General features: G+C 71.5%; 15 protein-coding genes and 1 pseudogene. 4 read left to right on the top strand and 12 right to left on the bottom strand.

The features are described from left to right. The first annotated feature begins 58 nt into the window (after positions 1-58). The gene (locus ACWDUZ_RS06030; RefSeq protein ID WP_451630579.1) at positions 59-502 is read left to right on the top strand and encodes a GNAT family N-acetyltransferase; all 444 of its coding nucleotides are present in this window, start codon (positions 59-61) and stop codon (positions 500-502) included. Between the two features lie 322 nt (positions 503-824). On the opposite strand, the gene galK is transcribed toward ACWDUZ_RS06030, so the two are convergent. The 3 genes from galK to galT are packed head-to-tail and all read right to left on the bottom strand — an operon-like array spanning position 825 to position 4,032. Then, positions 825-2,006: a galactokinase gene (gene galK / locus ACWDUZ_RS06025; protein WP_451630578.1), complete on the bottom strand. Its 1,182-nt coding sequence runs from the start codon at positions 2,004-2,006 to the stop codon at positions 825-827. Beyond that, entirely contained in the window at positions 2,006-2,974 is a 969-nt protein-coding gene (galE, locus tag ACWDUZ_RS06020) for a UDP-glucose 4-epimerase GalE (RefSeq protein ID WP_451630577.1), read from the bottom strand. Before galE ends, galK begins: the two co-directional genes overlap by 1 nt. Beyond that, on the bottom strand, positions 2,971-4,032 hold the full coding sequence (gene galT, locus ACWDUZ_RS06015; RefSeq protein WP_451630576.1) for a galactose-1-phosphate uridylyltransferase: 1,062 nt from the start codon (positions 4,030-4,032) through the stop codon (positions 2,971-2,973). The genes galE and galT overlap by 4 nt, the downstream gene beginning before the upstream one ends. A gap of 214 nt (positions 4,033-4,246) precedes the next feature. Between galT and ACWDUZ_RS06010 the strand changes: the two genes are divergently transcribed. Together ACWDUZ_RS06010 and ACWDUZ_RS06005 are read left to right on the top strand one after the other, a co-directional pair. Beyond that, on the top strand, positions 4,247-5,938 hold the full coding sequence (locus tag ACWDUZ_RS06010; RefSeq protein WP_451630575.1) for a sodium:solute symporter family protein: 1,692 nt from the start codon (positions 4,247-4,249) through the stop codon (positions 5,936-5,938). A gap of 21 nt (positions 5,939-5,959) precedes the next feature. Then, on the top strand, positions 5,960-6,298 hold the full coding sequence (locus ACWDUZ_RS06005; RefSeq protein WP_451630574.1) for a hypothetical protein: 339 nt from the start codon (positions 5,960-5,962) through the stop codon (positions 6,296-6,298). Between the two features lie 60 nt (positions 6,299-6,358). Here ACWDUZ_RS06005 and ACWDUZ_RS06000 read toward each other — a convergent pair whose 3' ends face one another. The 4 genes from ACWDUZ_RS06000 to ACWDUZ_RS05985 form a co-directional block, all read right to left on the bottom strand. Further along, positions 6,359-7,030, bottom strand: coding sequence for a helix-turn-helix transcriptional regulator (locus ACWDUZ_RS06000; RefSeq protein WP_451630573.1), 672 nt, complete (start codon positions 7,028-7,030; stop codon positions 6,359-6,361). Positions 7,031-7,258: 228 nt separating this feature from the next. Then, positions 7,259-9,184, bottom strand: a complete 1,926-nt coding sequence (locus tag ACWDUZ_RS05995) for an outer membrane protein assembly factor BamB family protein (protein WP_451630572.1) — start codon at positions 9,182-9,184, stop codon at positions 7,259-7,261. A gap of 79 nt (positions 9,185-9,263) precedes the next feature. Then, positions 9,264-11,132, bottom strand: coding sequence for an outer membrane protein assembly factor BamB family protein (locus ACWDUZ_RS05990; protein WP_451630571.1), 1,869 nt, complete (start codon positions 11,130-11,132; stop codon positions 9,264-9,266). 265 nt (positions 11,133-11,397) lie between these two features. After that, on the bottom strand, positions 11,398-13,209 hold the full coding sequence (locus ACWDUZ_RS05985) for an ABC-F family ATP-binding cassette domain-containing protein (protein WP_451630570.1): 1,812 nt from the start codon (positions 13,207-13,209) through the stop codon (positions 11,398-11,400). Positions 13,210-13,366: 157 nt separating this feature from the next. Between ACWDUZ_RS05985 and ACWDUZ_RS05980 the strand changes: the two genes are divergently transcribed. Next, complete coding sequence (locus ACWDUZ_RS05980) at positions 13,367-13,960, top strand: Uma2 family endonuclease (RefSeq protein WP_451630701.1); 594 nt, start codon at positions 13,367-13,369, stop codon at positions 13,958-13,960. A gap of 15 nt (positions 13,961-13,975) precedes the next feature. Here ACWDUZ_RS05980 and ACWDUZ_RS05975 read toward each other — a convergent pair whose 3' ends face one another. The 5 genes and pseudogenes from ACWDUZ_RS05975 to ACWDUZ_RS05955 all read right to left on the bottom strand — a co-directional run bounded on the left by ACWDUZ_RS05975 (position 13,976) and on the right by ACWDUZ_RS05955 (position 18,678). Next, a complete protein-coding gene (locus ACWDUZ_RS05975) occupies positions 13,976-14,890 on the bottom strand; it encodes a 4-(cytidine 5'-diphospho)-2-C-methyl-D-erythritol kinase (RefSeq protein ID WP_451630569.1) in 915 nt (304 codons plus the stop codon). Next, positions 14,887-15,759 (bottom strand): 16S rRNA (adenine(1518)-N(6)/adenine(1519)-N(6))-dimethyltransferase RsmA, encoded by an 873-nt coding sequence (gene rsmA, locus ACWDUZ_RS05970; RefSeq protein WP_451630568.1) that lies wholly within the window; start codon positions 15,757-15,759, stop codon positions 14,887-14,889. Before rsmA ends, ACWDUZ_RS05975 begins: the two co-directional genes overlap by 4 nt. Positions 15,760-15,827: 68 nt before the next feature. Then, positions 15,828-17,117 (bottom strand): annotated as a pseudogene (locus tag ACWDUZ_RS05965) (ubiquitin-like domain-containing protein); the annotation flags it as partial. A 98-nt stretch (positions 17,118-17,215) separates the two neighbouring features. Next, positions 17,216-18,097 carry a TatD family hydrolase gene (locus ACWDUZ_RS05960; RefSeq protein ID WP_451630567.1) on the bottom strand — a complete coding sequence of 294 codons (882 nt, stop codon included), beginning with the start codon at positions 18,095-18,097 and terminating at the stop codon, positions 17,216-17,218. Between the two features lie 146 nt (positions 18,098-18,243). Continuing rightward, a complete protein-coding gene (locus ACWDUZ_RS05955) occupies positions 18,244-18,678 on the bottom strand; it encodes a hypothetical protein (RefSeq protein ID WP_451630566.1) in 435 nt (144 codons plus the stop codon). Positions 18,679-18,680 lie beyond the last annotated feature (2 nt).

Below are 18,680 nucleotides of genomic sequence, written 5' to 3'. Positions count from 1 at the left end.
ACCGCAAGGGGAAGGCGATTCGCAGAACTGACCGCCCGGCGCGTTTAGGGTGTGCCGCATGTTTCGTATTGAGGCAGAAGTCGACAAGCAGCGCCGTGATCTGCTCCGCTCCCGCCTCCGCGACACGAACACGGCCGCTTCCCCGGTCCTGGCCGCCCTGCGCGGAACCCCCGCCGAACGCGACCTCCCCCTGCACGTCTGGGCCCTGGACGAATCGGGCGGTCTGGCCGGCGGCCTGGTCGGCCACACCTGGACGACCTGGCTGCACGTCACCTACCTCTGGGTCGACGCACCGCACCGGGGCGAGGGCCTCGGCTCCCGCCTCCTCACCCGCGCCGAACGCATCGCCCACGACGCACGCGGCTGCCGCGGCGCCCGCCTGGAGACCTGGGACTTCCAGGCCCCGGAGTTCTACCGCCGACACGGCTACAAGGTGGTGTGCGCGATCCCCGACTACCCGCCGGGCGTCACGGAGTTCACCTTGATCAAGCCGCTGCGCTGACAGCAGCTCAGGATGCCGGCCTCGTCCCGCGTCACCGTTCCCCGTAGCGGGGCAGCTCCTCGGGAGAACCACGCGAACCCTTGTACTGGGCCAGCGCTTAGGCGTGTCTGGTCAGTTGGTAGGCGATAGCGGTAGGGGTCTGTCGCAGTGACGTGCCACTCGACGGGTGGGCCCGACTTCGCCGGGGCCACCCAACACGCTTACGGTTGGGGAATTTCGTACTACGTGGGGGCAGTTCCTGCCCGCATCTTGAACCGCAGGCCCTGGAAGACGCGCGGGCGGCGCCAGTGGCCGGATGGCGCCGCCGCGTGGTCGGTGGGGGTCAGGTCAGTCGTCGGGCTCCCGGCGAGGGGACCGCCTCGAAGACTCGGGGAGTGGTGAAGCCGGCGCGGGCGAAGGCGTCCTCGATGGTCTTCGTGAGGGCCGGCACCTCCGTCTCCTCCGTGAGGACGATCGCCGAGCCGCCGAAGCCGCCGCCGGTCATCCTCGCTCCCAGCGCGCCCGTGCTCAGGGCCGTGTCGACGACGAGGTCCAGTTCCGGGCAGGAGATGCGGAAGTCGTCGCGCAGGGAGGCGTGGCCCTCGGTCAGGACCGGGCCGATGGCGCGGGGGTCGCCGGACTCCAGGAGGGAGACGACCCGTTCGACGCGCTGGTTCTCGGTGACGATGTGGCGGACCAGGCGGCGGACCTCCTCCTCGTCGCCCAGCTGCTCCAGGGCCGCGTCCAGGCCGTCGTAGGGGACGTCCCGCAGGGCGTCCACGCCGAGCAGGGCCGCGCCCTTCTCGCAGCCGGCGCGGCGCTTGCCGTACTCGCCGTCGCTGTGGGCGTGCTTGACCCGGGTGTCCACCACCAGCAGGCGCAGTCCCCGGCCCGCCAGGTCGAAGGGGATCTGGCGCTGGGACAGGTCGCGGGTGTCCAGGAACAGGGCGTGGCCGGCCTCGCAGCAGGCCGCGGCCGTCTGGTCCATGATGCCGGTCGGGGCACCGACGTAGACGTTCTCGGCGCGCTGGCACAGGCGGGCCAGCTGCCGGCCCTTCAGGCCCAGGGCGCACAGGTCGTTCAGGGCGAGGGCGACCACGACCTCCAGCGCCGCCGAGGAGGACAGGCCCGCGCCGGAGGGGACCGTCGACGCCAGGTGCACGTCCGCGCCCGTCACCGCGTGGCCGGCTTCGCGCAGGGCCCAGACCACGCCCGCCGGGTACGCCGTCCAGTCCTTGTCCGACCCGGGCGCCAGGTCGTCGACGCGCAGCTCGACCGGGCCGCCGGGCACGTCCGCCGAGTGCAGGCGCAGCACGCCGTCCTCGCGCCGCGCCACCGCGGCGATCGTGACGTGCGGCAGCGCGAAGGGCATCACGAAGCCGTCGTTGTAGTCGGTGTGCTCGCCGATCAGGTTGACGCGGCCCGGCGCCGCCCAGACTCCGTCCGGTGCGGCGCCGTAGAGGGCCGTGAAGTCTTCCCTGGTCTCCCGGGCCCGCCGGGTCTCTTCCGTCTGTTCCGCGGCCACTACTGCTCCCTCGCGATGTGCTGCGCGAACTCCCAGGCGTCCGCGACGATGCCCGCGAGGTCCGCGCGGGACGGGTTCCAGCCGAGCTTCTCGCGGGCGGTGGCGGCCGAGGCGACCAGGACCGCCGGGTCGCCGGCCCGGCGCGGGGCCACGACCTCCGGGATCGGGTGGCCGGTGACCTGACGGACCGTCTCGATCACCTCGCGGACGGAGAAGCCGTTGCCGTTGCCGAGGTTGCAGATCAGGTGCTCGCCCGGGACGGCGGCCCGTACGGCGAGCAGATGGGCCTCGGCCAGGTCCGCCACGTGGATGTAGTCGCGGACGCAGGTGCCGTCCGGGGTGGCGTAGTCGTCGCCGTAGATCGAGATGGCGTCGCGGCGGCCCTGAGCGACCTGGAGGACCAGGGGGATCAGGTGGGACTCGGGGTCGTGGCGCTCGCCGTACGTGCCGTAGGCGCCGGCCACGTTGAAGTAGCGCAGCGAGACCGCGCCCAGGCCGTGGGCCGCCGCCTCGCCGGTGATCATGTGGTCGACGGCGAGCTTGGAGGCGCCGTAGGGAGAGGTCGGGGCCGTCGGGTCGGTCTCGGTGATCGGGGTGTTCACCGGCTCGCCGTAGGTCGCGGCCGTGGAGGAGAAGACCAGCTTCTTCACGCCGGCCGCGCGCATGGCGCCGAGCAGGGCCATGGTGCCGCCGACGTTGTTGTCCCAGTACTTCTCCGGCTTCACCACCGACTCGCCGACCTGTGAGAACGCCGCGAAGTGCAGCACCGCGTCGAAGGAGGCGTCCAGCCACTTGGCGGCGTCGCGGATGTCGCCCTCGACGAAGGCGGCGCCCGCGGGCACGCCCTCGCGGAAGCCCGTCGAGAGGTTGTCGAGCACGACGACCTCGTGCCCGGCCTCCAGCAGGTGCTGGGCGACCACGCTCCCCACGTAGCCCGCGCCGCCCGTCACCAGGTACTTCCCGCTCATGAACTCGCTACCTCCCGCAGTCGCTCGGCCGCGCGCTCCGGCGGCACGTCGTTGATGAAGACGCTCATGCCGGACTCGGAGCCCGCGAGGAACTTCAGCTTGCCGGACGTGCGCCGGATGGTGAAAAGCTCGAGGTGGAGCGCGAAGTCCTCGCGGACGACTCCGTCGAACTCCTCCAGCGCGCCGAACGGTGCCTGGTGCCAGGCGGAAATGTAGGGCGTCGGGGGCTCACCTTCGCCGAAGAGCCGGTCGAAGCGCCTCAGCAGTTCCAGATAGACCCGGGGGAACTCTGAGCGGGCCGGCTCGTCCAGGGCGAGCAGGTCCGGGACGCGGCGCCTGGGGTAGAGGTGCACCTCGTAGGGCCAGTGCGCGGCGTACGGCACGAAGGCCACCCAGTGTTCGCTCTCCAGGACGATGCGCTCGTCGGCGAGTTCCCGGGCCAGGACGGCGTCGAAGAGGTTCTCCCCGCCGGTCGCGTCCTTGTGGGCGGCCAGCGAGCGGAGCATCAGCGCGGTGCGCGGGGTGGTGAAGGGGTAGGCGTAGATCTGGCCGTGCGGGTGTCCCAGCGTGACACCGATCTCGGCGCCCCGGTTCTCGAAGCAGAACACCTGCTGGACGGAGGGCAGATGGGACAGTTCGGACGTGCGGTCCGTCCAGGCGTCCAGCACCAGCCGGGCCTGCTCCTCGGTCAGGTCGGCGAAGGAGGAGTCGTGGTCGGAGGTGAAGCAGACGACCTCGCAGCGGCCGGAGTCACCGGCCAGCGACGGGAAGCGGTTCTCGAACACCACCACGTCGTACGCGGAGTCGGGGATCTCGGTCAGCCGCTCGCCCTTGCTGGGACACAGGGGGCACTCGTCGGCCGGCGGGTGGTAGGTGCGGCCCTGGCGGTGGGAGGCCACGGCCACCGCGTCGCCGAGCAGCTCGTCCCGGCGGATCTCGGAGGTGGTGACGGTCCGTTCCAGGGGCCGGCGGTCGGCAGTGTCACGAACGGTGTCGTCCCGCTGGTCGTAATAGATGAGCTCACGACCGTCGGCCAGCCGGGTCGAGGTCTTCTTCACTGTCGGACTCCCTACCGGATCCAGGTCCGCTCCGCACTTCATCACCCAACACAATCAAACATAACACATCACAACTCACCACCCCTGCCTCGTCGCCCTTCCGGCCGCCCCCCACATCACAATCAAACAAAGACCACCAACAAAAGTGTTCATTTCCTGAAGGCAGGAGCGTAGTTTCCCCGCTGGATCAGTTCGCGCGACGAAGCGAGTTCTCATGCAAACCCCCACATACGCACCCGCCTACCTGGCGGCGGAGCTACGACTCCCCACCAATGGCCTGGACTACGCGATCCTCGCCATCTACTTCGTGGTCGTCCTCGGCATCGGCTTCGCGGCGCGCCGCTCCGTCAAGACCAGCCTCGACTTCTTCCTCTCCGGCCGCTCCCTGCCGGCCTGGATCACGGGGCTGGCGTTCATCTCCGCCAACCTGGCCGCCACCGAGATCCTCGGCATGGCCGCCAACAGCGCCCAGTACGGCGCGTACACCGTGCACTGGTACTGGATCGGCGCCATCCCCGCCATGGTCTTCCTCGGCCTGGTGATGATGCCCTTCTACTACGGCAGCAAGGTGCGCTCGGTGCCCGAGTTCCTGCTGCTGCGCTTCGACCGGGGCGCACATCTGCTCAGTTCGATCCTGTTCGCCTTCGCAGCGATCCTGATCGCCGGAGTGAACCTGTACGCCCTCGCGATCGTCGTGGAGGCGCTGCTGGGCTGGCCGCAGTGGGTGGCGATCGTGGTCGCCGGCTTCTTCGTCCTCGCCTACATCACCCTCGGCGGGCTGTCCTCCGCGATCTACAACGAGGTGCTGCAGTTCTTCGTGATCCTCGCGGCCCTCATCCCGATCGTGGTGCTCAGCCTGAAGAAGGTGGGCGGCTGGGACGGCCTGACCGACAAGCTCACCGCCGCCCACGGCGAGAACTTCACCACCGCCTGGGGCGGCACCGGGATCGGTCACGCCAACCCGCTCGGCGCCAACTGGCTCACCATCGTGCTCGGCCTCGGCTTCGTGCTGTCCTTCGGCTACTGGACGACCAACTTCGCCGAGGTGCAGCGCGCACTGTCCGCGAAGAACCTCTCCGCCGCCCAGCGCACCCCGCTGATCGCCGCGTTCCCGAAGATCTTCATCGTCTTCCTGGTGATGATCCCGGGCCTGGTCGCCGCCGCCCTGGTGCCGAAGATCGGCACCTCCGGCTCCGACCTGCAGTACAACGACGCCATTCCGTACCTGATGCAGGAGCTGCTGCCCAACGGCGTGCTCGGCATCGCCGTGACCGGTCTGCTCGCCGCCTTCATGGCCGGCATGGCGGCGAACGTCTCGTCGTTCAACACCGTGTTCACCAACGACATCTGGGCCAAGTACGTCGTCAAGGGCCGCGAGGACACCTACTACGTGCGGTTCGGGCGGCTGATCACCGCGATCGGCGTGCTCGCCTCGATCGGCACGGCGTTCCTGGCGTCGTCGTTCTCGAACATCATGAGCTACCTCCAGACGCTGTTCTCCTTCTTCAACGTGCCGATGTTCGTGGTGTTCATCGTCGGCATGTTCTGGAAGCGCGCGTCGAAGAAGTCCGGCTTCTGGGGGCTGCTCGCCGGCACGACCGCGGCGATGGTGAACTACTTCGTCCTCTACCAGCAGGGCGTCATCGACATCCCCACCGACCAGGGCGCCAACTTCGTCTCCGCGATCGCCGGGTTCGTCGCCGGCGCGGTGGTCATGGTGGCGGTGTCGCTGTTCACCAGGCCCCGGCCGCGGGAGGAACTGCAGGGCCTGGTCTACGGCACCCGCTCGCCGGGCATGGCCGAGCCGGCCGCGCCCGGTGACGAGGCCTGGTACCGCAGGCCCGCGCTGCTCGGGTGGGGCGCCGTCGTCCTCGCCGCCCTCTGCTACATCCCGTTCTCGTTCTGATCGCGGGAGGATTGGAAGACCATGTCAGACTCCGAGAACTCCGCACGCCGCTCCGGGCAGTACGAACCCTCCGGGTACTCCGAGCAGGATGTGCAGCGGGAAGTCTCCGAACTGGAGGGCAAGTCCGCGACCGCCGCGCGGATCTTCGATCTCCGGCGGATCATCGGCGGGCTGTTCGTGCTGTACGGGATCATCGTGACGATCACCGGCATCACGGACTCGCAGGCGGCGATCGACAAGGCGCAGGGAGTGAACATCAACCTGTGGACCGGCATCGGGATGCTGGTGCTGGGGGTGTTCTTCCTGGTGTGGCTGAAGCTGCGGCCCGTGGCTCCGCCCCAGGGGACCGATTCCGAGTGACGACCCGGCTGCGGGCGCGCCGAGCGCCCGCAGCCACCTGGGCGGCGTGACCGCCCACGGTCATGTCGGCCGGCTCGCGCGGTCCAGCAGGCCCGTGCGGGCGGCCAGGGCCGCCGCTTCGAGGCGGGAGCCGACGCCCAGCTTCATCAGGACGCGCTGCACATGGGTACGGGCGGTGCTGGGGGCGATGCCCATGCCGGCCGCGATCTGCCGGGTGTCCTCGCCCTCGGCGACCCGGACCAGGACCTCCACCTCCCGCGCCGTGAGCATCCGCAGCAGGCGCTGGCCCTCGTCGTCCGGTTGGACGGCCGGGTTGAGCAACTCGCCGAAGGCCCCCTGCAACAGCTGCGGGGCCACCGCCGCCTCCCCCGCACGCGCCTTCATGATCGCGCGTTCCACGCCCTCTATGCGCTCGTCGTGCCGTACGTAGCCGGAAGCGCCCGCGGCGAAGGCCGCCGCGATGCCGCGCGGGGAGGGAACGGGGCCGAGGACGACCACCGCCACCTGCGGGCGCTCCCGCTTGATCTTCACCACCGGGTCGAACGCTCCCTGCTCGGCCGGTGCCGCCGTGCCCAGCAGGCACACCTCCGGCGCGCGGCTGATCACCAGGTCCGCCGCGCCCGCCGCCGGTGCCGCGGCGGCCAGCACGCGATGCCCCCGCAGCTTCAGCGCCGAGGCCAGCGCCTCGGCGAGCAATCGGTGGTCGTCGACCACCATGAGCCGCACTCCCATCGAGCAACCCCCCAGTCCCCGATACCTGATCCGCGATCCGATCCGCGATGCCCGGAAGCTACAGGCTTGTTCGGCATCACGCCTCCCCTACCGGTAAGAACTGCCCCGGATCCCGGAAGTTCCTCGCCGAACGCGGCACGGCCCCGTCCCTGGACGGGGCCGTGCTCACTCGGGGTGCCTCAGCGTGTGCGGACGGGGCCGGCGACCCACGCCCTGCCGGGGATCGACTCAGCCGGTCCCGAAGGCGATGGCCAGATAGCGGTCGCTCGAGCTGGAGAAGTCCGAGGCGTAGACCTGGGACATGAACAGGCGTCCGTCGTGGTACAGGATCTCGGCGTAGTCCGTCGAGAAGGTGGTCTCCGCGTCACGGACCGCCTTGTCCGCCGGGTTCTCCAGGAGCTTGGTCTCCTTGAACGAGGCGCCGTCGATGCTCACGATCTGACCGCCCTTGTCGTAGGGCGGCTCCTTGTAGGCGAGGATGTTGCCGCCGTCCATGCGCAGCGGGGTGATGGTGTAGCCGTCTCCCGCGTCCGCGCGCTGGCCGGTCTGCTTGCCGGTGCCGAGGTCGAAGGCGACGATCTCGTTGGTGTCACGGAAGCTGCCCGAGCTGCCGTCGTGTTCGGCGGTGGCCAGGTAGGCATGGTCGTTGCCGATCACGATGCCGGTGCAGGCCTCGATCCGGGTGATCCCGTCGCACCTGGCCGCGTACCGGTCGCCGGGCACCGAGATCCTGTTGCGCAGGGCGCCCGTCCTGTTGTCGATGCTGAAGAGGTCGGAGACGCCGTGCGACTTGTCGGAGTCGCCGACCTCCGCCGCGACCACCAGCGGGTTCGTCGACACCACACTCGCGTACTCGATGCCCGTCGCCATCTTGTACTCGGAGATCACCTTCCCGGACTTCGGGTCGATGGTCTGGATGCGCAGCTGCGGGTGGTCGTAGGTGCCGCACTTGCGCACCGCGACCAGCTTCTCCCCGCCGCCGTAGCCGGCGTCGTAGCAGGAGTCACCCGGCTTGGGCGTCCACAGGGCCTTCCCGGTCGCGAGGTCGAAGGCGGCGCCGCCGCTGGTGCTGCCCAGGGCGGCCGTGCCCCCGCTGATGGTGACGTTGTCGAGTCTGACCGGCTGGTCGCCGATCTTGACCGTCCGCGTCCACAGCTTCTTCCCGGCGTCGAGGTCGATCGCCGAGACCTGGGTGCAGCCGTTGTAGGGCTTGTCCTTGGTCGGCATGGCGGGCTCGTAGGCGACCACCGTCTTGTGGTCCGCCGTGACGCGACGGGTCACCTGGCACACCGGGCCGGGCAGCTTGAGCGTCCACAGCCTGGTGCCCTTGCCGGGGTCGTAGCCGACGATCTGGGCGACACCGCTCTTGGCGTACACCTTGTCGGTGAGCCAGGAGCCGGAGACGGTGGTGGTGTCGTCCACCTTCGGCATCGGCAACTGGAAGAGCACCTTGGCGGCGGTGTCGGCCGGCACCTTCTCGTCGCCCCGGGTCGAGGTGCCGCCGCCCTTGTCTCCGTCCTTGCCTCCGGTGCCGCCGCTGGTGCCGGCGGTGTCCTGCTTGCCGCCACCGTCGCCGGACGACTTCGAGTACACGACGCCGCCGCCGATGATCAGCGCGATCGCGACGACGGCCGCGACGATGATCATCAGCTGCTTCTTCTTCTCCCTGTCCGGCCCGCCCGCCTGCGCCTGCCCCGGCACGGTGGGCTGCTGCCCCGGGTAGCCGGGCGGTCCGGGGTACCCGTAACCGGGCTGGGAAGTGGCGTACTGGCCGGGCTGCGGGGTTGCGTACGGGTTCGGCGCCGGGGCCGGGGTCGGCGCGGGCGTGCCCGGCCCGCCGGGGTAGCCGTAGCCGACGGGCTGCTGCGGCTGCTGCGGGGACTGGGGCGCCTGCGGGTAGCCGTAGCCGGGCTGGGGCTGCGGCGGGCCGGACGGCGGCTGCGCCGGAGGCGGCGGGGTCTGCGGGGCGCCCTGCGGCGGCTGCGTGGCCTGGGCATGGCCGTAGCCCGGGGCCGGCGGCTGTGCGGGCTTGGCGAGGTCCGGACCGCCCGGCGGGGGCGGGGTCTGCGACGGCTGCTCGGGCCGCTGGTCCTGCGGCGGGCCGTAACCCCCCTGCTGCGGCGGCTGGTTGGGCGGGGGCGGCGGCTGGGTCATGACGGCACCTCGGATGAACGGGACGGGGTCGGGAGCGGTACGCAACGGCGCCGGCCGCGCTCGAACGGCCGGCCTCGCCTCACTTGCCGAAGGCGAGCATCAGCTTCTCCCTCGACTCGTCGTTGCCGCTCAGCCGGGTGGTGGAGATGTAGAAGCGTCCGTCGGCCCAGTCGACGTCCTTGGAGAAGAAGCTGTTCTCGATCCGCGCGGTGCTCTGCGGGTTCTGCAGCAGCTTGGCCGGGGTGTGGCTCGATCCGGCGGTCGGCACGGACACGACCTGGCCGCCCGCGTCGTACGACGGCTCGACGTACGCGACGAGCTTCCCGTTCTCGACCTTGATCGGCAGCATCGAGGTGTCCTGCGGGGACTTCACCCGCCACTTCTCCTTGCCGGTGGCGAGGTTGACGGCGACGATCTCGTTGGCGCCGCTGGTGGCCCGCGTGGGCAGGTAGAGCGTGGTGGCGTCGGAGGCGACGGCCTGGCAGCCCTGCAGGTCACGCTCCAGGATGGCCCAGCCGCACTGCGGGTCGAAGGTGGCCTTGGAGTCGACCTGGGAGCGGACGGACCCGTTGCTGTTCAGGGTCGAGATGTTGTAGTGCTTCTTGCCCTCGTCGGTCGAGTACAGCACCACGGGGTCGACGGAGAAGGCCCGCGCCACCGTCCAGCCCTTGGGGATCTTCCTGGTCCACTTGACCTTGCCGGTGGCCGGGTCGAGTTCCTGCACCTCGTCGTGCTCGTTGGAGCTGCCCGCACCGCAGGAGGAGACCGCGATCAGCCGGGCACCGCCCGCGAACGCGTTCGGGAAGCAGGCCTCGCCGTACCGCTTCTTGTCGTAGAGCTTGCGGCCGCTGTCGATGTCGTACGCGACACCCGACTGCGAACGGCCCACCATCAGCGTCTTGCCGGTGACGCTCAGCTCGATGGTGATCGTGCTGTCGAACAACTGGCCCTCGGAGAGCTGGGTGTGCCAGCCCTTCTTGCCGGTGTTCAGGTCGATCTGCTGGAGCTGGTTGCACTTGGCGCGGTCGTTGGAGCCGCTCTCGTAGGCCACGACGACCTTGTCGCCGGCGGACTTCTGCGGGGTCACCGCACAGATCTTCTGCGGGAGGGTGATCGGCTCCCAAGTGGGCTTGCCGTCGCCGACGTTGTAGGCGAAGACTTGCTTGTACGCCGCCTTCACCGCCGCCTTGCCGGTGACCCACATGCCGGGGGCGTCGGCGCCGGAACCGGGCGCGTCGGGCGCCTCCTTGTACCAGAGCACCTTCGCCTCGCCGTCCTGACGGCCCGCGTTGAGGTCCTCCGGGTCGTCACCGCCGTCGCCGCTGCCGTCACCGGGGTTGACCGGATCGCCGGACGCGGCCGGCTTCGAGGGCTTGGAGTCGCCGCTCTGCTGCGCGACCGGCTTCTTCTTCCCGCCGTCGTCGCCGCTGGTCACGGCCCACACGGTGCCGCCGACGACGAGCAGCACGGCCACCGCGGCACCGATGAGGATCGCGGGCTTGCCCTTGAACGGGTTGCGGGAGCCGCCGGGCGGCGGAGTGCCGGGCGCGCCCGGGAACTGGCCCTGCGGGTAGCCGTAACCGGGCTGCTGCCCGTACGGACCGGGCTGGCCCGGCTGGCCGTACGGACCGGGCTGCTGCGGGTAGCCGTACGGACCGGGCGCGGGCGTGCCGGGTGCGGGGGCGCCGTAGGGGCCCGGCTGAGCGTACGGTCCCGGCTGGCCCGGCTGGCCCGGCTGGCCCGGCTGGCCGTAGGGGCCGGGCTGCTGCGGGTAGCCGTAGCCGGGCTGGGGCTGCGGCGGGCCGGACGGCGGCTGCGCCGGAGGCGGCGGGGTCTGCGGGGCGCCCTGCGGCGGCTGCGCCGGAGGCGGGGGCGTGGACTGCCGTGGATCCTGCGGTTCCGGTGCTCCGAATCCGCCCTGCGGCGGCTGGTTGGGCGGCTGAGTCATCAGCGCGTTTCCCCCTCATCGACTGACTTTTAGCCACGCCCTGAGATTCGTGAAGGCCCCAGAGTCGTACGCGCACAGGCCGGACACTTCTCCGGCCGCTCTTTCTTATCACCCGGCGCCGACACCTCACGGGGCCACGTTCACCCCTGTTCCCAAGGGAGGACCGGCCCGTGATGCCCTCGTTACGCGTCGGGGACCCGCCCGGGGCCCCCCCGGAAAACCTGCACGAGCCCTTCACGCGGCGCACGCGCCGGTCAGCACGCGCCTATGCGTCCTCGGCCAGTTCCAGCCAGCGCAGCTCCAGTTCCTCGCGCTCGCCTGTCAGCTCGCGCAGCCGGGCGTCGAGTTCGGCCACCTTCGCGAAGTCCGTGGCGTGCTCGGCGATCTGGGCGTGCAGCGTGGACTCCTTCTCGGAGATCCGGTCCAACTGCCGCTCGATCTTCTGGAGTTCCTTCTTCGCGGCGCGCTGTTCGGCGGCGCTCTTCTCCGTGGTCGCCGGCTTGGCCGCGGCGGTGGCGGAGGCCTGCGCGGCGACCGACTCCTCCATGCGCCGGCGCCGCTCCAGGTACTCGTCGATGCCGCGCGGCAGCATGCGCAGCGTGCCGTCGCCGAGAAGGGCTTGCACCGTGTCGGTGGTGCGCTCGACGAAGAACCGGTCGTGGGAGATGACGATCATCGAGCCGGGCCAGCCGTCGAGGAGGTCCTCCAGCTGGGTGAGGGTCTCGATGTCGAGGTCGTTGGTGGGCTCGTCGAGGAAGAGGACGTTGGGCTCGTCCATCAGCAGGCGCAGCAGCTGGAGCCGGCGCCGCTCGCCGCCGGACAGGTCGCCCACCGGCGTCCACTGCTTCTCCTTGGTGAAACCGAACGTCTCGCACAGCTGACCGGCGGTCATCTCCCGCCCCTTGCCGAGGTCCACGCGCTCGCGCACCCGCTGCACGGCCTCCAGGACCCGCCAGTCGGGATCGAGCTCGGCGACCTCCTGGGACAGGTAGGCCAGCTTCACCGTCCGGCCGACGGCGATCCGGCCGCCCGCGGGCTGCGCCTCGCCCTCGGTCCGGGCGGCCTGCTCCATGGCGCGCAGCAGGGAGGTCTTGCCGGCGCCGTTGACGCCGACGAGGCCGATGCGGTCGCCGGGGCCGAGCTGCCAGGTGACGTGCTCGAGCAGCACCTTGGGCCCGGCCTGGACGGTGACGTCCTCCAGGTCGAAGACGGTTCTGCCGAGCCGTGAGGAGGCGAACTTCATCAGTTCGCTGCGGTCCCGCGGCGGCGGCACGTCCTTGATCAGCTCGTTGGCGGCCTCGACCCGGAAGCGCGGCTTGGACGTCCGGGCGGGCGCGCCGCGCCGCAGCCAGGCCAGCTCCTTGCGGATCAGGTTCTGTCGCTTGGCCTCCTCGGAGGCGGCGATGCGCTCGCGTTCGGCGCGCGCGAAGACGTAGTCGGAGTAGCCGCCGTCGTACTCGTGGACCGTGCCGCGCTGCACGTCCCACATGCGGGTGCAGACCTGGTCGAGGAACCACCGGTCGTGGGTGACGCACACGAGCGCGGAGCGGCGTTCGCGCAGGTGACCGGCCAGCCAGGAGATGCCCTCGACGTCGAGGTGGTTGGTGGGCTCGTCCAGGACGAGCAGGTCCTGTTCCTCGATGAGCAGCTTGGCCAGCGCGATGCGCCGCCGCTCACCGCCGGACAGCGGTCCGATGACGGTGTCCAGCCCCTTGGGGAAGCCGGGCAGGTCGAGGCCGCCGAACAGCCCCGTCAGCACGTCGCGGATCTTGGCGTTGCCCGCCCACTCGTGGTCGGCCATGTCCCGGATGACCTCGTGCCGGACGGTCGCCTCGGGGTCGAGGGAGTCGTGCTGCGTGAGCACCCCCAGCCGCAGGCCGCCGGAGTGCGTGACCCGCCCGGAGTCGGCCTCCTCCAGCTTGGCGAGCATCCGGATGAGCGTGGTCTTGCCGTCGCCGTTGCGCCCGACCACCCCGATCCGGTCGCCCTCGGACACGCCGAGTGACACACCGTCGAGCAGGGCACGCGTGCCGTACACCTTGCTGACGTTCTCGACATTGACCAGGTTGACGGCCATTTCACTCCTGTGCAGGGGGGTCGGTCAGCCTTCAAGCCTAGGGCCTCGGGGGTGGGGGGTGACGCGCGAGGGAATGGTCACTCTTTGTGATGACGTGATCAGGAAGCGGCCGCTACCGTGGAGGGCAGGCAGCAGGATCCCGTCCATGGGAGGAACCATGACCGCCGAGTCCGTAGAGCACCGCCACGAGTGGCCGGTGCCGCCGCAGGACGGCTACACCGTGGACGACCTGTTCACACTGCCTGATCTCCCGCCGCATACCGAACTGATCGACGGGAGCCTGGTTTTCGTGAGTCCGCAGCGCCGGTTCCACGCCAACGTGATCGACTTGCTCGTCACCCGCCTGCGCAGCAGTCTGCCTGCCGAATTCAGGGTCAGCCGGGAGATGACCGTGGTCCTGGACAAACACAATGGACCTGAACCCGACGTGAGCGTCGTCCGGACCGACGCGATCACCGGACCGGGGCAGACGAGCTACCAGGCCGAGGACGTCCTCCTCGCCGTGGAGGTCGTCTCTCCGGACTCGGAGTCCCGGGACCGCACGACCAAGCCGCACAAGTACGCCCGCTCGGGGATCCCCCACTTCTGGCGCGTCGAGGAAGACGGTGCTGACGGCAGGCCCATCGTCCACGTCTACGAACTCGACCCGATGACCAAGGCATACGTGCACATGGGCGTGCATCGCGACCGGATCGAGATCGACAAGCCGTACGCCATCGACATCGACCTGACAGCGGTCGACAGGCTCTGAGTCCCGGTCCCGCTCCTATACGACCGCCGCCCGCTCCTGTACGACCGTCGCCCCGGCCGCCGGAGACTCGGCGACCCGGGCGGCGCGGCACGTCCCCGACGCCCGCAGGGCCTCCGCCACTGCGGCCGCGGACTCGGCGTCCGCCACGAGGAACGCCGTCGTGGGCCCCGACCCCGACACCAGCCCCGCCAGCGCGCCCGCCGCACGCCCCGCCGCGAGGGTGTCCGCCAGCGACGGCCGCAGGGACAGCGCCGCGGGCTGGAGGTCGTTGGAGAGCGCGGCGGCGAGCGCGGTCGCGTCCCCCTTCGCCAGCGCGGCCAGCAGGTCCTCGGAGGCCACCGGTTCGGGGACCTCGGTCCCCTCGCTCAGCCGGTCGAACTCGCCGTACACCGCGGGCGTCGACAGCCCCCCGTCGGCGACCGCGAACACCCAGTGGAAGGTGCCGCCCACCTCCAGGGCCGTCAGCTGCTCGCCGCGCCCGGTCCCGAGCGCCGCCCCGCCGAGCAGGCTGAACGGCACGTCGCTGCCCAGTTCGGCGCAGATGGCGAGGAGTTCGGCGCGCGAGGCGCCCGTACCCCACAGCGTGTTGCAGGCGAGCAGCGCGCCCGCGCCGTCCGCGCTGCCGCCCGCCATGCCGCCGGCGACCGGGATGTCCTTGGCGATGTGGATGTGGACGGCCGGCTCGATGCCCCGGCGCGCGGCGAGCGCGAGGACCGCGCGGGCGGCGAGGTTGGTGCGGTCCAGGGGGACCTGGCCGGCGTCCGGGCCCTCGCAGGTGACGCGGAGTTCGTCCGCGGGCGCGACGGTGACCTCGTCGTACAGGCCCACCGCGAGGAAGACGTTCGCCAGGTCGTGGAAGCCGTCCGGGCGGGCGGCGCCGACGGCGAGCTGGACGTTGACCTTGGCCGGGACGCGGACGGTGACGCTCACTGGTGGTCGGTCTCCTTGTGCTCTGCGATGCGCGCGAACTCTTCCACGGTCAGCGACTCACCGCGGGCCTGCGGCGACACCCCCGCCGCGACCAGGGCCGCCTCGGCCGCCGCGGCCGAACCGGCCCATCCGGCGAGTGCGGCCCGCAGGGTCTTGCGGCGCTGGGCGAAGGCGGCGTCGACGACGGCGAACACCTCGCGCCGGGTGGCCGTGGTCTTGATCGGCTCGGTGCGCCGCACCAGGGACACCAGCCCGCTGTCGACGTTGGGCGCCGGCCAGAAGACGTTGCGGCCGATCGCGCCGGCCCGCTTGACCTCGGCGTACCAGTTCGCCTTGACGGACGGCACGCCGTAGACCTTGGAGCCGGGGGCGGCGGCGAGCCGGTCGGCGACCTCCGACTGCACCATCACGAGGGTGCGCTCGATGCTCGGGAAGGTGTCGAGCATGTGCAGCAGCACGGGGACGGCGACGTTGTACGGCAGGTTCGCCACCAGGGCGGTCGGCGCCGGGCCCGGCAGCTCGGTGACGTGCATGGCGTCGGAGTGCACCAGGGCGAACCGGTCGGCGCGGTCGGGCATGCGGGCGGCGACGGTCGTGGGCAGCGCGGCGGCGAGCACGTCGTCGATCTCCACGGCGGTCACCCGGTCGGCGGCCTGGAGCAGCGCCAGGGTGAGGGAGCCGAGCCCCGGGCCGACCTCGACGACCACGTCCTCGGGGCGGACGTCGGCGGTGCGGACGATACGGCGGACCGTGTTCGCGTCGATCACGAAGTTCTGGCCGCGCTGTTTGGTGGGGCGTACGCCGAGGGCGGCCGCCAGTTCACGGACGTCGGCGGGGCCCAGGAGGGCGTCGGGGGTGGGGCTGCTCACGGCACCAGGGTACGGGGGTGCGGACCGGGCCCCGTCCCGGTCCGGCCCGAGTCGGACGCCACCCCCTGGCCGTGCAGTCTGTCGCCGCACTGCGGCCAGGGACTCGCCCCGCGCCGCACGTACAGCTTCTTGGCCCGGTACGTCTGTTCCTCCGCCGACGCGTCCTGCGGGCGGCCCCGGCCGCCCAGGCCGTGCCAGGTGGCCTCGTCGAGCTGGTACAGGCCCCCGTAGGTGCCGGACGAGTCCACCGCGTGCGGCCGGCCCCCGGACTCGCACTGCGCGAGCCCCTGCCAGTCGAGGTGGTCGGCGCCGCGTACCGACGGCGGATGGGGCCGGGTGCCGACCTTGACGAGCTGCGGGCGCGGCGCGCGCACCACCTCCGACTCCACGCGCCGCGGCCGCTGCCGTACCCCGTTGACGGTGCGCAGGGTGTACGTGACCCGGAGCATTCCCGGCCGGCCGGCCCGTTCGACGATCTCCGTGCCCCGGAACAGGGTGGGGTCGGCGGTGCGGCGCACGGCGTAGGGGATGGGTTCCTCGCGCACCTCGCGCATGCCGGTGACGCGCAGCACGGTGACGGTCTGCCCGTCGCGCGGGAAGCTGCCGGGCGGCACGGAGGTGGTGTCCTGGCCGCGCAGGGTGACTCCGGCCTCCTCCACCGCCCGCGCGACGGTCGGGGCGTTGGTGCGGATGGTGCGGGCGCGGCCGTCGGCCATGATCGTGACAGAGCGCTCGGTGCGCACGTCGAGCGTGATTCCGGCGTGCCCGATCCGACGGGAGCCGGGGACCGACAGATACGCGCCCTCGGCGCGCACTCCCCATTCCCGGAGCGCCTGCTCGACGGTGCGAGCCGTCGTCCACAGCGCGTGCCGCTGTCCGTCCAGGGTGAGCCGTACCGGGTGCCCGTGGCGGACCGCGATCGCGTCGCCGCTGGTGAGCGCCGCGCCCGGGGCGGGTGCCACCGTGTCGTGGGCCCCGACCCGTACGCCCTGCTCGGCCAGCAGTTCGGAGACGTCGTCCGCGAAGGTGTGCAGGGTGCGCGGGCTGCCGTCGACGCTCAGCTCGATCGCCTTGTCCTGGGCGACGAACGCGGTGGTGCCGCCCGCCAGGAACGCGACGACGAGCGCCTGCGGCAGCAGCCGCCGCACTCCTGTCTCCACGCCTTCCGGGGGGCGCGCCCCGCGCCGCCCGGCCCGCCGCGCCCCGCCGCGCCGCGTATGCCGTGGCCCGGACGGCTCCGGCCCACCGGTCTCACGGGTCCCGGCGGTCTCTTCGTACGTTGCGTACGGCGGGCCGCAGGGCTCGTACGGTCGGCGGTGCGTCTCGTACGGCGGGCTGCTCACGCAGGCACACTCCACAGGGCTGGGGTCCGAGGGTCGTGTCGGAGCCCCAGAACCTAGCGGAGCGGTCGTCACTCACCAAAGCGGCGCGACTACGGACGGTATCGAAGTGACCGTCAGTAGGCGAAGGCCCGGGCGGTGTTCGTGGCCAGGGCCGTCGCCAGCGCGTCCTCGTCGATGCCGCGCACGGCGGCCATCGCGCGCACCGTGACGGGGATCAGATACGGCGCGTTCGGCCGCCCCCGGTACGGCGCCGGCGTGAGGAAGGGCGCGTCGGTCTCCACCAGGACCAGCTCCAGCGGAGCGACGGCGAGGGCGTCCCGCAGGTTCTGGGCGTTCTTGAAGGTGACGTTGCCGGCGAAGGACATGAACCAGCCCTCGCGGGCGCAGATCCCGGCCATCTCGGCGTCGCCGGAGTAGCAGTGGAACACCGTCCGCTCCGGAGCGCCCTCCTCCTTCAGGACGCGCAGGACGTCGGCGTGGGCCTCGCGGTCGTGGATGACGAGAGCCTTGCCGTGCCGTTTGGCGATCTCGATGTGGGCGCGGAAGGACCTCTCCTGCGCCTCCTTGCCCTCGGGCCCGGTGCGGAAGTGATCCAGCCCCGTTTCGCCGACGCCCCTGACCTGAGGGAGCGCGGCCAGCCGGTCGATCTCGGCGAGTGCCTCGTCGAGGGCGGCGTCGCCACCGGGCCGCCGCGCGCCCTGCCGCGACCAGCCACCGTCGGGGTCGCCGTGGACGATGCGCGGCGCCTCGTTGGGGTGGAGGGCGACCGTCGCGTGGACGCTCCCGTACGCGGCGGCCGTCTCGGCGGCCCAGCGCGAACTGTTGATGTCGCAGCCGACCTGGACGACCGTGGTCACCCCCACGGACGCGGCCTTGGCCAGGCCTTCCTCGACCGTGCCGGACTGCATGTCGAGGTGGGTGTGGGAGTCGGCGACCGGTATCCGGAGGGGCTCCGGAAGCGGAGGCGCCGCGTTCTTGTCGGCATCGGAAGGCATGCCCCCGATCCTACGAAAGGGACCTGCCCTCACGGACCCGCCGACGCCGCCCGGCCCGGTGGCCGGGCGCGACCCGTCCGGGGGGCGGTCGTGCCGCGGGCCGACCGCCCGACCGGTCCGTCAGCGCCCGCCGGCCCGCCGGTCGGTCACCCCGCCTTGCGGTGGTGGAACGGGTGCAGCAGATCGGACAGGTGCCAGTGGTGCGGCTCCGGCCGCTCGGTCCCCGCCTCCTCCCCGGGCGCGGACTCGGGTGCCGGGTCCAGCACGGGACCTGCCGGGTGCTGACGCCGGTGCTCGCGTTCGTGCAGATGGCTCTGTGCCGAGGACACCCGGCCCGGCCGCATGATCCGCACGACGTGGTTGCCGCAGTTGCGGCAGCTGGGCCTGGACAGCGGCGACGGCACGACCCGGCCGTCCGAGACGTACAGCACGAAGTCGTTGCCGTCGGCGTCCGTGTGGTGCTCTATCTCGAACGACTGCTCCCAGCCGTGCCCGCATCGCATACAGGCGAAGGAGTACGACTCGTTGACGACGGCGGCGGCCGCGCCGCGGTGGCCGGCCTGCCCTGTGATCTCGCTCATGC

This window comes from Streptomyces sp. NPDC003393 (genome assembly GCF_053589015.1).
This window is presented reverse-complemented; position numbering and strand designations above follow the sequence as displayed.